Source organism: Frigoribacterium sp. PhB116, from assembly GCF_004364285.1.
Lineage (GTDB): Bacteria > Actinomycetota > Actinomycetes > Actinomycetales > Microbacteriaceae > Frigoribacterium.
In genome coordinates this window covers 1,058,508-1,071,988 of sequence record NZ_SOBE01000001.1, presented here as the reverse complement: position 1 = coordinate 1,071,988, position 13,481 = coordinate 1,058,508, and the positions used below count along the sequence as shown (strand labels likewise).

11 protein-coding genes and 1 other RNA gene are annotated in these 13,481 nt (G+C 73.1%); 8 read left to right on the top strand and 4 right to left on the bottom strand.

What is annotated here, in order from left to right; translation table 11 throughout:
• Window positions 1-71: 71 nt before the first annotated feature.
• On the bottom strand, window positions 72-752 hold the full coding sequence (locus tag EDF20_RS04825; RefSeq protein WP_133737856.1) for an SDR family oxidoreductase: 681 nt from the start codon (window positions 750-752) through the stop codon (window positions 72-74).
• 54 nt (window positions 753-806) lie between these two features.
• On the opposite strand from EDF20_RS04825, the gene ffs reads away from it, so the two are divergent.
• Window positions 807-903, top strand: an RNA gene (gene ffs / locus EDF20_RS04820) — signal recognition particle sRNA small type.
• Window positions 904-1,131: 228 nt separating this feature from the next.
• Here ffs and EDF20_RS04815 read toward each other — a convergent pair.
• Together EDF20_RS04815 and EDF20_RS04810 are read right to left on the bottom strand one after the other, a co-directional pair.
• On the bottom strand, window positions 1,132-2,247 hold the full coding sequence (locus tag EDF20_RS04815; protein WP_123546662.1) for a signal peptidase I: 1,116 nt from the start codon (window positions 2,245-2,247) through the stop codon (window positions 1,132-1,134).
• 172 nt (window positions 2,248-2,419) lie between these two features.
• Window positions 2,420-3,040 carry a TasA family protein gene (locus EDF20_RS04810; protein WP_123546661.1) on the bottom strand — a complete coding sequence of 207 codons (621 nt, stop codon included), beginning with the start codon at window positions 3,038-3,040 and terminating at the stop codon, window positions 2,420-2,422.
• A gap of 226 nt (window positions 3,041-3,266) precedes the next feature.
• Between EDF20_RS04810 and EDF20_RS04805 the strand changes: the two genes are divergently transcribed.
• The gene (locus EDF20_RS04805; RefSeq protein ID WP_133737855.1) at window positions 3,267-5,738 is read left to right on the top strand and encodes a DNA polymerase III subunit gamma and tau; all 2,472 of its coding nucleotides are present in this window, start codon (window positions 3,267-3,269) and stop codon (window positions 5,736-5,738) included.
• A gap of 3 nt (window positions 5,739-5,741) precedes the next feature.
• A complete protein-coding gene (recR, locus tag EDF20_RS04800; protein ID WP_133737854.1) occupies window positions 5,742-6,341 on the top strand; it encodes a recombination mediator RecR in 600 nt (199 codons plus the stop codon).
• Between the two features lie 84 nt (window positions 6,342-6,425).
• Here recR and EDF20_RS04795 read toward each other — a convergent pair whose 3' ends face one another.
• A complete protein-coding gene (locus EDF20_RS04795; RefSeq protein ID WP_123546658.1) occupies window positions 6,426-7,235 on the bottom strand; it encodes a DUF1206 domain-containing protein in 810 nt (269 codons plus the stop codon).
• Window positions 7,236-7,420: 185 nt separating this feature from the next.
• On the opposite strand from EDF20_RS04795, the gene EDF20_RS04790 reads away from it, so the two are divergent.
• The 5 genes from EDF20_RS04790 to EDF20_RS04770 all read left to right on the top strand — a co-directional run bounded on the left by EDF20_RS04790 (window position 7,421) and on the right by EDF20_RS04770 (window position 13,321).
• A complete protein-coding gene (locus EDF20_RS04790) occupies window positions 7,421-8,686 on the top strand; it encodes an aspartate kinase (RefSeq protein ID WP_123546657.1) in 1,266 nt (421 codons plus the stop codon).
• 67 nt (window positions 8,687-8,753) lie between these two features.
• The gene (locus EDF20_RS04785; RefSeq protein ID WP_123546656.1) at window positions 8,754-9,809 is read left to right on the top strand and encodes an aspartate-semialdehyde dehydrogenase; all 1,056 of its coding nucleotides are present in this window, start codon (window positions 8,754-8,756) and stop codon (window positions 9,807-9,809) included.
• 44 nt (window positions 9,810-9,853) lie between these two features.
• Window positions 9,854-10,534: an SGNH/GDSL hydrolase family protein gene (locus tag EDF20_RS04780; RefSeq protein WP_123546655.1), complete on the top strand. Its 681-nt coding sequence runs from the start codon at window positions 9,854-9,856 to the stop codon at window positions 10,532-10,534.
• An 88-nt stretch (window positions 10,535-10,622) separates the two neighbouring features.
• On the top strand, window positions 10,623-12,113 hold the full coding sequence (locus EDF20_RS04775) for a malate:quinone oxidoreductase (protein ID WP_123546654.1): 1,491 nt from the start codon (window positions 10,623-10,625) through the stop codon (window positions 12,111-12,113).
• 95 nt (window positions 12,114-12,208) lie between these two features.
• Window positions 12,209-13,321 (top strand): Rv2578c family radical SAM protein, encoded by a 1,113-nt coding sequence (locus EDF20_RS04770; RefSeq protein WP_133737853.1) that lies wholly within the window; start codon window positions 12,209-12,211, stop codon window positions 13,319-13,321.
• Window positions 13,322-13,481: the final 160 nt, after the last annotated feature.

The following is a 13,481-nucleotide window of genomic DNA, read 5'->3' as shown; positions in this document are numbered from 1 at the left end:
GGCCCCGGAGGCGCACGTCGCGCCTCCTGGGCCTCTCTCGTCGACGGCAGGGGCAGCCCCCTGCGTCGACCTCAGTACTTGATCGTGGCGAGCGCGTCCGAGACGGGAGTCTCGCCCGAGACGAGCTCGAACTGGGTCTTCACCGCGGTGCCCTCGATGATCGCGGTGGCGATCACCTCCGCCACGTCGGCGCGGGAGACCGTGCCCCGCTCGACGGTCTGGCCCACCGTGACCTGGCCGGTGCCGGGGTCGTCGGTGAGGCCGCCGGGGCGCACCACGGTCCAGTCCAGGCCGTCGCGGGCGCGCAGGTCGGCGTCGGCCTCGCTCTTCGCGCGCATGTACACCTGGTAGACGGCGTCGTCGTCCTCGGCGGGCAGCTGGGCCTTCTCGGCGTCGAAGTCGTCCGTGCCGATGGCCGAGACCATCACGTAGCGGCCGACGCCCGCCTTCTCCGCCGCGTCGGCGAGCAGGACCGCTCCGTCGCGGTCGATCGTGAGCTTGCGCTCCGCGCCGCTGCCGCCCCCGCCGCCGGCAGCGAAGACCACGGCGTCGGCACCGTCGAGGTGGCCCGCGAGGGTCTCGACGTCGGTCTGCTCCAGGTCGAGGACGAGCGCGCGAGCACCCGCCGCCTCGAGGTCGGACGTGTGGTCGGGGTTGCGGACGATGCCCACCGTGTCGTGCCCGGCGTCGGCGAGTCGGCGTTCGAGGAGCTGGGCGATCTTGCCGTGTCCTCCGGCGATGACGATTCTCATGCACCCAGGGAACACCCCGTGTCGCGCAGACCACCCAGGAGCCGCTAAACTTCTGGAGGCTCCTCACGTGGCGCCATCCAGGCCAACTCCCCCAGGGCGGAAACGCAGCAAGGGCAACCGGGCTCTGGCGGGTGCGTGAGGGGTCTCTACTTTTTAACGCGCCGCCGCCCCTGCGGCGCGTCGGCGCGGCCTCGTGCCTGGTGCGGACGGGACCAGCCGGTCACCTTCTCGAGACGGGCGCCGCTGCCCCTGCGGCGCTTCGGCGCGGCGTCCTGCCTGGTGCGGACGGGACCAGCCGGTCGCGTCCTCGAGACGGTGCGCCGCCGCCCCTGCGGCGCTTCGGCGCTGCGTCCTGCCTGGTGCGGACGGGACCAGCCGGTCAGGTCGCTGTGCTGCAGGTGACTCCCAGCAGGCCGAAATTGACCGTTCGAGTCCCCGAGACGGGCGACGACCACGGCGCGGTACCGGCCGTGCCCTGCACGCGGTAGGTCGCGGCGCTGACGCCGAGGATCTCCGCTGGCACCTGGTAGCTCTTCACCGTCACGGTGGCGACCGGCAGCGTCACGCCGTTCCGGTACACGTTCCACGACGGCGGCTCGACTCCGCCCGCGGGGAGCGGCGTCGGGACGTCCCACGACAGCACAGGGGCCCCGAGGAGACCGCCGCCGGTGCACCCGATCGTCGAGGCGCCCACGAGGGTCCCCGTGGTCGCCGTCCCGGTCGCGCGGGTCGTGTCGGCGAAGGCGGCGAGGGTGGACTCGGGGGGCACCGCAGCGAGGCTGGCCGCGAGGGCGAGCGCGACGACGGTCGACACGGCGGCGGTGCCGGCAGTGCCGGAGGTGCGGTGCCGGCCGGCCGCGTGGCGCGGCCCGTCATCGTGGCGGGCACGCACCTCCTCGGCTCGGCCTCCGTCGGCAGGTGCCGGCTCGTGGGCGGTCGCGGCGAGGTCCTCGGCGCGCGGGCGGCGGAAGCCGATCATGGCGAGCATGCCGAAGAGCGTGCCGATCACGAACACCCAGCCGGGGGCGAGCGCCTGGTCGACCCACTCGCCGAGGCGGGGCGTCGACCAGAAGACACGGTCGGCCTCCGCGACGACGATCGGGTCCGGGTCGGTCACCGGGTTCGCGTCGCCCTTGAGGACGAGGGACCGGGAGGCGCCGCCCGCGTCGTCCGTCTCGACCACGCGGTGGGTGACGCGGACGCCGTCCGCGCGGGGGACGCTCACGACGTCGCCGACGGCCACGTCGGCCGCCGGCACCGTCCGCGCCAGCGCGAGGGCACCCGTGGGGATGTCGGGGGACATCGAGCCGGACCGGAAGATGAGGGGGGTGACGCCCGCGAAGACGGCGAGGGCAGCAGCCGTCAGGCAGACCACGCCGGTGAGGGCGCCGGCCCAGAGGACGACCTCGCGCGCGAAGAAGCGCGCCCGGGCGTTGCGGCGGGCGTGGTCGACCGGCGGCCGGTCGTGCCGCGCGCGTCCGGGGGAGGACGCCATGCGTGGCTCCCCTCGTCGCGCGTCGGGCAGGTGGATCGTGAGGGGAACGGCGGAGTCGGGCACCCGACGCCGGACTCCGCCGTTCCCGTGTCCGGGCCGCGTCCGCCACGGGTGGCGGGGGCCTCGGGACGCCCGCCCTGGGAGGCGGGGGCTGGGAGGAGCTGCGGGGCAGCTACTGCTGGGTGGCGGTCACCGTCATGGTCGCCGTCACGGTCTTGCCCTGCACCGTGTTGGTCGCGTCGGCAGGGACCTCGGCGCGGACGCAGAGGTACTCGACCTGGGTGGCCGCCAGGGGCCGGGCGGCAGCCGTGGCCGGGCCTGCGCTGAGCTTCGTCGTGCTGGGCGTGACCACCGTGGCGGGGGTCGTGCCGAACGTGGCGGAGCTGCAGGTCGGGGGCGTGCCGACGTTGTAGGTGCCCGTGCCGAGGCTCGCGACGCCGAAGTTCAGCACAGGGCCGAGGACAGCCGCGTCGGCGCCGCCGGCGACCGTCGTGTACGTGTAGTTGAAGGGCAGGCTGCCGCCGTTGCGCACCGTGAGGAGCGCGTACGTCGAGTCGCCGGGCTTCGCCGCGGTCATCGTCAGGCCGGTGAGGGCCGTCGTGACGTCCTGGTCGTTCAGCTTGAGGTCGAGCGTGCCCGTGCTGAAGCTGCCGGTCGCGGTCACGGTGTCGGTGAACGCCGCGAGGGTCGCGACGGTGCCGAGCCCGAGCACGGTGCCGAGCGCGAGGACCGCCCTGACCTTGCCCGAGACGGAGAGGCGGTGGGCGCGTGAGGACGCCGTGGCTGCAGACATGCGGGTGTCTCCTGATCCTGATCCTGACCGGTCTGCCGCGAGGGTGGGTCGCGGCCGGTGCGTCACCGCTGGTGAGACGGTTCGGCACGAGCTGGTGAGGCTCGTCCGGTGGGTCGAAGATACCAAGGAGGCGCGGGTTGCGCCAGAGGTCGCACCCACCCCCGATGAGGGGTCGCGTCGCCCCCTGCCCGGCGCGGACGTCGGTGGCCCCGACTACTCTTGTCCCGTGGTCACAGCCCTGTATCGCCGTTACCGGCCAGAGAACTTCGCCGAGCTGATCGGACAGTCGCAGGTGACCGATCCGCTCCGCACGGCGCTGCGCGCCGACCGCGTCAACCACGCCTATCTGTTCAGCGGCCCCCGGGGCTGCGGCAAGACGACGTCGGCCCGCATCCTGGCGCGCTGCCTCAACTGCGCCCAGGGCCCCACCGACACGCCGTGCGGCGTCTGCGACTCGTGCGTCGAGCTCGCCCGCGACGGGGGCGGCTCGCTCGACGTCATCGAGATCGACGCCGCCAGCCACAACGGCGTCGACGACGCGCGCGACATCCGCGACCGCGCCGTGTTCGCCCCGGCGCGCGACCGGTTCAAGATCTTCATCCTCGACGAGGCCCACATGGTCACGCCGCAGGGCTTCAACGCGCTGCTGAAGGTCGTCGAAGAGCCGCCGGAGCACGTCAAGTTCATCTTCGCCACGACCGAGCCCGACAAGGTGATCGGCACGATCCGGTCGCGTACCCACCACTACCCGTTCCGGCTGGTCCCGCCCGCGCAGATGCTCGAGTACGTGCAGCAGCTCGCCGAGAGCGAGGGCGTCGCAGCCGCCCCCGGCGTCCTGCCCCTCGTGGTCCGGGCCGGCGGCGGGTCGGTGCGCGACACCCTGTCGTTGCTCGACCAGCTCATGGCCGGCAGCGAGAGCGGCGGCATCGAGTACGAGCGCGCCGTCGCCCTGCTCGGCTACACGCACGCAGCCCTCCTCGACGACGTCGTGGTCGCCCTCGGGCAGCGCGACGGCGCGGCCGCCTTCGCGGCCGTCGACCGGGTCGTCCAGACGGGCCAGGACCCGAGGCGCTTCGTCGAGGACCTGCTCGAGCGGCTCCGGGACCTCATCGTGGTCGGCGCGACCGTCGAGGGCGCCTCCGCCGTCCTGCGCGGCGTCACGCCGGAAGAGCTCGACCGGCTCGTGCAGCAGTCGCACGCGTTCGGAGCCGCCGAGCTCTCGCGCTCGGCCGACGTCGTCAACCGGGCCCTCACCGACATGACGGGCGCCACGTCGCCGCGCCTCCACCTCGAGCTGATGATCGCCCGGGTGCTCGTGCCCGAGGCCGACGAGACGACGCGGGGCGCGCTGGCCCGCGTCGAGCGGCTCGAGCGCCGCGTCGGCGTCGACGGCGCCGCAGGCGACGCCGCCCACCCCGCACGTCCCGTACAGGCGGCCGTGGCCGCGTCGGCTGCCCCGGCCCGAGGAGCAGGTGCCGCCGGTCAGCAGGCCGGCGGCCCGTCGTCCGTCTCGCAGACGGCGGCCGCCGGCCCGGCGGCGACGTCGTCGGACCCCGCCGCGGCCTCGGCGGCCTGGGGCGCCGTCGCCCCCGACATGCCGAGCACGCCCGCGGCTCCTGGCCCTGACGTGTCCCCGGCCGCCTCCGACGGTCCCGCCGCTTCCGACGGTCCGGCTGCCGCCGAGTCGGCCGCGACCGAGCCGGCGACGCCCACGGCTGCGCACTCGGCCGCCTGGACGCAGACGCCTGCGGTCGAGGGGGCCGTCCCGCCCGGTGCCGGTGCGGGTCCCGACGGCTCCGCCTCTCCTGTCGGCCCGGTGTCGCTGCAGCAGATGCGTGACGCCTGGCCCGAGATCGTCGAGGCCGTCGAGAAGGCGCGTCGCACCGCGTGGATGGTCGTCGTCACCGCGAGCGTGCAGGGCTATGCCGACGAGGTGCTGACCCTGGCGTTCCCCAGCTCGCACGACGTCGACGAGTTCAAGAAGCCCCAGGGCTCCGGCGAGGGCGTCAGCGAGTACCTCCGCCGCGCGATCCAGCAGGTGCTCGGCGTCCGGGTCAAGTACATCGCCCGAGTGGAGGGCCCGGCCGACGGCCCGACCCCGGCGGCCGCCGCCGCCGTGGCTCCGACCGAGCCGGCCACGGCGCGCGACGAGCCGGCGCCGGTCGTCCCGGACGAGAGGGCGGCCTCGTCTTCTCCTGCTCCCGAGTCGCAGGCAGCGTCGGCACCCGCCTCGGCTCCGGCACCTGCCTCGGCCTCCACCGCGGCTGCCTCGGCCCCCCGGGAGTCGCGCCCGGCATCGCGGCCTGCGCAGCCCGAGGCGCGGCCGACGTCCGGCCCCGTCACCGGCTGGGACGTCGCGACGATCCCGCAGACGCCCCCGCCCGAGCCCGACGAACCCGAGTTCATCACGGAGGAGCCGCCCGGCGGTGCCCCCACGGTCGACGCGACGCCACCGCCCTCCGACGCGGCCCCGGCCGCACCGGCGACGCCGTCGACCGCTGCCGCAGCACCTGCCTCGGCACCCTCACCGGCGCAGGGCCCGAGTGCGAGCCAGCGCCGCGCCGCCGCGGGCGACCCCCGGCGGGGCATCCCGGCCGGGTCGCGCTACGGCGAGGCCGTCGTCCGCGAGATCCTCGGCGCCCAGTTCATCGAAGAAGAGACGATCGCTCCCCGCGTCACGCCTCAGAGAAGCGAGTAGTCCGTGTACGAGGGCATCGTCCAAGAGCTGATCGACGAGTTCGGCCGCCTCCCGGGCATCGGGCCGAAGTCGGCGCAGCGGATCGCCTTCCACATCCTGCAGACCGAGACGTACGACACGACGCGGCTGTCGGAGCTGCTGGTGGACGTCCGCACCAAGGTGCGGTTCTGCGAGGTCTGCGGCAACGTCACCGAGCAGGAGCGCTGCTCCATCTGCCGCGACCCGCGGCGCTCACCGGCCACCATCTGCGTGGTCGAGGAGGCGAAGGACGTCCAGGCGATCGAACGGACCCGCGAGTTCCGCGGGCTCTACCACGTGCTCGGCGGGGCCATCAGCCCCATCGACGGCGTGGGGCCGGACGACCTGCGCATCCGGCAGCTCGTCCAGCGCCTCGCCGACGACACGGTGCAGGAGGTCATCATCGCGACCGACCCCAACCTCGAGGGCGAGGCCACGGCGACCTACCTGTCCCGGATGCTCGCGCCGTTCGGGCTGCGCGTCACGCGTCTCGCCTCCGGGCTGCCGGTCGGCGGCGACCTCGAGTACGCCGACGAGGTCACCCTCGGGCGCGCGTTCGAGGGGCGGCGGCTCGTCTCCGAGTAGACCAGTGACTCAGGGTCGAGCGGCTCAGGGTCGAGCGGCTCAGGGTCGAGCGGCTCAGGGCCGGACCGCTCCAGGGCGGGCGGCTCAGAGCCGCGCGCGACGGGCACGGACGACGCTGTAGAGGCCGAAGGCGATCAGTCCGATCGCCACGACCGACAGCACCACGACGCCAGCTGGCAGGCCCGCGAGAGCCTTGAGGGCGCCGTCCAGCCCGCTGGCCTCCTCGGGGTCGGCTGTGAGGGCCGCGACCGCGAAGAGCACGCCGACGACGGCGATCGCGACGCCCTTGGCGACGTAGCCGACGACGCCGAGCGCGACGGTCACGCGACCGGCGGTCCCCGACGGCACGACCAGGTCCTCACGGAACTCCTGCCGGAGGCCCTTGGCGACGAAGTAGACGCCGATCGCGACGACGGCCAGCCCGAGGACGACGAGCAGCACGACTCCGCCGGGCGTCGCGATGAGGCGCGAGCTGAGGCTCTGCGTCTGGTCCGAGCTGTCCGACGACCCGCCCCGGGCGAAGGTGAACGCGGTGGCGCCGACGGCGAGGTAGGCGACGCCCTTGCCGCCCTCCTTCGCCCGCTCGGCCCACGCCTCCTTGTCCGTGCCCCGCACGAGAGCCGCCTCGAGCACCTGGAACAGGCCGAGGGCCCACAGGCCCACGACGACGACCCACAGCACGGCGGCGCCGCCGGGCCGCGAGGCGAGCTGGCCGAGCGCGCCGCCCTGGTCGGCCTCGCCGCCGCCGCCCGCCGCGACGCCGAGGGCGATGCCGCCGATCAGGACGTGGAGCAGCCCGTTCACGGCGAACCCCACCCGCGCGAGGGTGCGGAGGGCACGGCTGTCCTGGAGGCGGCTGGCGGATCCGCGGGCATCCGCGACGGCGTCGGTCATGCCCCCACGCTAGAGGTCGCGAGAGCAGTCGGCCCGGCCGGCCAGGGGCGAGGAGGCGGCCGTCCACAGGGCCGTCGCGACCGGTCGTCACACGGGCCGGGCACCTCCTAGAATCATCGGACGCAGGCGCCGCCAGCCCGACCGCGCCCGCCTCCTCCTGCCACCCACCTCCTGGAGCCGCCACCGTGAGCTTGATCGTGCAGAAATTCGGCGGGTCCTCCGTCGCCGACGCCGAGAGCATCAAGCGCGTCGCGAAGCGCATCGTCGAGACGCGCAAGGCCGGGAACGACGTCGTCGTCGCGGTCAGCGCCATGGGCGACACGACCGACGAGCTGCTCGACCTCGCCGCCGAGGTGACGCCGATGCCCGGCGGCCGCGAGCTCGACATGCTCCTCACCGCGGGCGAGCGCATCAGCATGGCGCTGCTCGCCATGGCGATCCGCAGCCAGGGCGTCGAGGCCCGGTCGTACACGGGCAGCCAGGCGGGCATGATCACGGACGCCCAGCACGGCAAGGCGCGCATCGTCGACGTCACGCCGGGGCGCATCCGGGAGGCGCTGGACGCCGGGTCGGTCGCCATCGTCGCGGGGTTCCAGGGCTTCAACCGCAGCACGGGAGACATCACGACGCTCGGGCGGGGCGGCTCCGACACCACGGCCGTGGCGCTCGCCGCCGCGCTCGACGCCGACGTCTGCGAGATCTACACCGACGTCGACGGCATCTTCACGGCCGACCCCCGCGTCGTGCCCCGCGCCCGCAAGCTCGACCGCATCACGAGCGAGGAGATGCTCGAGCTCGCCGCCGCGGGCTCGAAGGTGCTCTACATCCGCGCCGTCGAGTACGCCCGACGCCACGGCGTCACCCTGCACGTCCGCTCGTCGTTCCACAACGGCGAGGGCACCTTGGTCGTCAACCCGAAAGAGGGAGAGAACGTGGAAGAGCCCATCATCAGCGGTGTCGCGGGCGACCTGAGCGAGGCGAAGGTCACCGTCGTCGGCGTCCCCGACGTCCCCGGCAAGGCCGCACAGATCTTCCGCACGGTCGCCAAGACGAGCGCGAACATCGACATGATCGTGCAGAACGTCTCGGCCGCGTCGACCAGCCGCACCGACATCTCGTTCACGCTGCCGAAGTCCGAGGGCTCGGTCGTGCTGAACGCGCTCGAGTCCGACCGGGCCGAGATCGGCTTCGAGTCGCTGCAGTACGACGACCAGATAGGCAAGCTCGCCCTCGTCGGCGCCGGCATGCGCACCAACGCCGGCGTCTCGGCGCGCCTCTTCACGGCCCTGTTCGAGGCCGGCATCAACATCGAGATGATCTCGACGAGCGAGATCCGCATCTCGGTCGTGACGCGCGCCGACACGCTCGCCGAGGCCCTCCGCGTCGTGCACACGGCCTTCGAGCTCGACGCCGACGTCGAGGCCGTCGTCTGGGGCGGCACCGGTCGCTGACCGGACCGCCCGCGACGATCCTCCCCGGTCACCATCCCCCCACCCTCACCACCCCCAGGAGCACGAGATGTCTGAAGGTCTGCGCGTCGGCGTGGTCGGAGCCACCGGCCAGGTCGGCAAGGTCATGCGGAAGCTGCTCGCCGAGCGCGAGTTCCCGATCGCCGAGATCCGCTTCTTCGCCACGGCGCGCTCGGCAGGGACGACCCTGCCGTTCCGCGGCGTCGACGTCGTCGTCGAGGACGTCGAGACGGCCGACCCGAGAGGGCTCGACATCGCGCTCTTCTCGGCCGGCGCCACCGGCAGCCGGGCGCACGCCCCCCGCTTCGCCGAGGCCGGCGTGCTCGTCATCGACAACTCGAGCGCCTGGCGGATGGACCCTGAGGTGCCTCTCGTCGTCAGCGAGGTCAACCCCCACGCGATCGACCAGGCCGTCAAGGGCATCGTCGCCAACCCGAACTGCACCACCATGGCCGCGATGCCGGTGCTCAAGGTCCTCGACGCCGAGGCGACGCTCGAGCGACTGATCGTCAGCACGTACCAGGCCGTCAGCGGCAGTGGCCTCGCGGGCGCCGACGAGCTGCTCGGCCAGGCACGTGCGGCCCTCGAGGGCGACGCCGCGGGCCTCGTCCACGACGGAGGCGCGGTGCAGATGCCTCAGCCGGCGGTCTACGTGCGCCCCATCGCCTTCGACGTCATCCCGCTCGCCGGCTCGATCGTCGACGACGGCCTCGACGAGACCGACGAGGAGAAGAAGCTCCGCAACGAGAGCCGCAAGATCCTCGAGCGTCCCGACCTGCTCGTCAGCGGCACCTGCGTGCGCGTGCCGGTCTTCACCGGGCACTCCCTGTCGATCAACGCCGAGTTCGCGACCGAGCTCACCGCCGCTCGCGCCCGTGAGCTCCTCGCGGACGCGCCGGGGGTCGTCCTCACCGACGTGCCCACGCCCCTCGAGGCCGCCGGCAAGGACCCGTCGTTCGTCGGTCGCGTCCGTCAGGACGAGGGCGTGCCCGGCAACCGCGGCATCGCCCTCTTCATCAGCAACGACAACCTCCGCAAGGGCGCGGCCCTGAACGCCGTGCAGATCGCCGAGATCGTCGCGGCGCGCCGTCTCGCGACGGCGTAGGTCCCGCCACCGAACCCGCACCTCCGTCGCTCCGAAGACCGGGCATGACCCGTCTCGTGCCCGGCCTCGTCGCCCTGCTCGCCGCTGCCGCCGCAGTCCTGACGGGCTGCGCCGGGGCCGTCACCGACGGCCCGGCCGCCTCGTCGGCGATCCCGGAGGGCGACGGCCCGGTCGTGGCCTTCTACGGCGACTCGTACACCCTCGGCACGGGGGCGTCCGATGCGTCGCACCGCTGGTCGACGATCGTCAGCGAGGAGCGCGGCTGGCGCGAGTACAACCCCAGCGTCAACGGGCTCGGCTTCGTCAACCACCGCACGTCGTTCGAGGGCGGCGACCTGCCCGGCCTCGTCATCGACGTCGACCCGGACATCGTGTTCGTCACGATGGGGCTGAACGACAATTTCTCGTACGACGCCCGCGCCGACGAGATCCGCGCCCAGATCGGCGACGACCTCGACCGCATCGCGTCCGCCCTGCCCGATGCGCGCCTCGTCGTCGTCGAGCCGTTCTGGTACACCGACGATCGACCGGCGAGCGTCGACGTCATCACGGGGTGGGTCCACGACGCGGCCGACGAGGTCGGCGCGGACTGGGTGCCGGGCGCCTCCCGGTGGCTCGAGGGGCACCCCGAGTGGATGGCCGCGGACGGTCTGCACCCGAACGACGAAGGCTACGCGGAGATGGCCCGGCGGATGGACGCCGAGCTGACGACACTCGGGCTCTGAGCCGGGGCTGCCCGTCGGCCCCCTCCGTGAGCTCGTCGTCGAGCCGGGGGCCGGTCCGTACCCAGACGCCGCGCCTAGACTGCACCTCGTGACCGAAGCATCGAAGGCAACGAAGCCCGTCGACGTCGCCCTCATCGGGGCCGGCGTCATGAGCGCCACGTTGGGCGCCATGATCAAGCAGCTCGAGCCCACCTGGACGATCCAGGTCTACGAGGCGCTCGGCGACGTCGCCCAGGAGTCGAGCAACCCCTGGAACAACGCGGGCACCGGCCACTCCGCCCTCTGCGAGCTCAACTACACGCCCGAGCGCGCCGACGGCACGATCGACACGAGCAGCGCCGTCAAGGTCAACGAGCAGTTCCAGGTCTCACGTCAGTTCTGGTCGTTCCTCGTCGCCGAGGGCGCCCTCCCCGAGCCGTCCGCCTTCATCAACTCGACGCCGCACATGAGCTTCGTCTGGGGCGAGGCCAACGTCGAGTACCTGCGCAAGCGGCACGAGGCGCTGCAGGGCCACCCGCTGTTCGCCGGCATGGAGTTCAGCACCGATGCCTCCGTCATCCGCTCGTGGGCCCCGTCCCTCATCCTGGGCCGTGCCAAGGACCAGCCGATCGCCGCGACCCGCATCGAGGCCGGCACCGACGTCGACTTCGGCAGCCTCACGCGCCTCCTGCTGACTTACCTCGAGGAGAACGAGGCGCGCATCGAGCTCGACCACCGCGTCACCGGTCTGACGAAGCTCGCCGACGGCACGTGGCGCGTCGCCATGCGCCGTCAGGTCGGCGGCACGCCCACGAGCGTCGACGCCCGGTTCGTCTTCGTCGGCGCCGGGGGAGGCGCGCTGCACCTGCTGCAGAAGTCGGGCATCGACGAGATCAAGGGCTTCGGCGGCTTCCCGGTCAGCGGCGAGTTCCTCCGGACCGACGACCCGGCCGTCGTGGCGAAGCACGCCGCCAAGGTCTACGGCAAGGCCGCCGTCGGGTCGCCCCCGATGTCGGTCCCGCACCTCGACACCCGTGTCGTGGACGGCCAGGCGAGCCTGATGTTCGGGCCCTACGCCGGCTTCAGCCCGAAGTTCCTCAAGAACGGCTCGTGGTTCGACCTCTTCGCCTCGATCCGTCCGCACAACCTGTACCCGATGATCCGGGCCGGGCTGGCGAACCTCTCGCTCGTCAAGTACCTGGTCGGCCAGCTGATGGCGAGCAGCGACAGCAAGTTCGAGTCGCTGCGGGAGTTCATGCCCGACGCCGACCCGGCCGACTGGTACCGCATCACGGCGGGCCAGCGCGTGCAGGTCATCAAGAAGGACGCGAAGAAGGGCGGCGTGCTGCAGTTCGGCACCGAGGTGGTCTCGGCGGCGGACGGCACGATCGCGGGCCTCCTCGGGGCCTCGCCGGGCGCCTCCACCGCCGTCCCGATCATGCTGTCGGTGCTCGAGCGCTGCTTCCCCGACCGGATCGCCGGGTGGACCCCGACGCTCCGCCGCATGGTGCCGACCTACGGCGACCAGCTCGCCGACGACGAGGCGCGCGCCGCCGCGACGCTCGGGGCGACCGCCGAGGCCCTGCGCATCCACGCGTAGCGGCTCGATCCGCCCCGCGGCCTGCCGAGCCGACCTGAGGAGGCGCGGACCGCTCCCGGCTTGACGTCCGATCGAACGTGTGTTCGACTCTCGTCATGAGATGGAGCGAACAGGCGACGACGGCGACCGACTCGTCGGCCCTGCCCGGGCTGGCGAAGCTGTCGAACCTGGTCGCCTCGGTCACGACGCCCGAGTTCGCGGGGGTGACGTTCCACGAGATCCTCGCGAAGAGCGCCCTGAACCGCGTGCCGGGCAGCGACTCCGCCCTGCCCTTCGGCTGGACGATCAACCCCTACCGCGGCTGCAGCCACGCCTGCGTCTACTGCTTCGCGCGGCCGACGCACGAGTACCTCGACCTCGACGGCGGCGACGACTTCGACCGGCAGATCGTCGTCAAGGTGAACGTCGCGGAGGTGCTGTCCCGAGAGCTACGTCGCCCGACGTGGCAGCGCTACCCCGTCGCGCTCGGCACGAACACCGACCCGTACCAGCGCGCCGAGGGCAAGTACCGGCTCATGCCGGGCATCATCGCGGCCCTGGCCGACTCGGGCACCCCGTTCAGCATCCTGACCAAGGGCACCCTGCTGAGGCGCGACCTGCCGCTCCTCGTCGAGGCGGCCCAGCACGTGCCGGTCGACATCGCGATGTCGATCGCGATCCACGACGACGACCTCCAGCAGTCGGTCGAGCCGGGCACGCCGACCACGGCCGCGCGTCTCGCGACCGTCCGCGCGGCGACCGACGCGGGGCTCCGCTGCTCCGTCTTCATGATGCCCGTCCTGCCGTGGCTGACCGACGACCTCGACCACCTGCACCGGGCCCTGGCAGCCGTGCGCGCCTCCGGGGCGACGAGCCTGCTGTACTCGGCCCTCCACCTCAAGCCCGGCGTCAAGGAATGGTGGTCCGCCTGGCTCGAGCGTGAGCACCCGGAGCTCGTCACGCGGTACCGCGACATGTACGCGACGAGCACCTACGCGCCCCTCGGCTACCGCAAGTGGCTCGCGGCCCGCATGCGACCCCTCCTGGCCGAGCACGGGCTCGAGCACGGCGCGGCCGACCCGGCGACGGGCTCCACCCGTTCGAGTGCGCTCGACGACGCCGCGACGGCCAGGGGCACGCTGGGCTTCGGCGCGGACGGACGGCCCCGGTCGCTCATAGCCCACGAGCTGCCGGGCGGTGCACGGTCGTCTCAGCCACGTCTCTTCTGACCGCGGCAGCGCTCGTCGTCCCTCCGTCCCCGAGGTCGGGGCACAGCCGTCCCGGTGGCTCGGCCCGTCCCGCGAGGTGACCCTAGATAACGGGGTACAGCACGAGTCCTCGTTCTGGCATGATCGTCCTGCCCGACACGTCGACCAGGAGGGGGCCGCC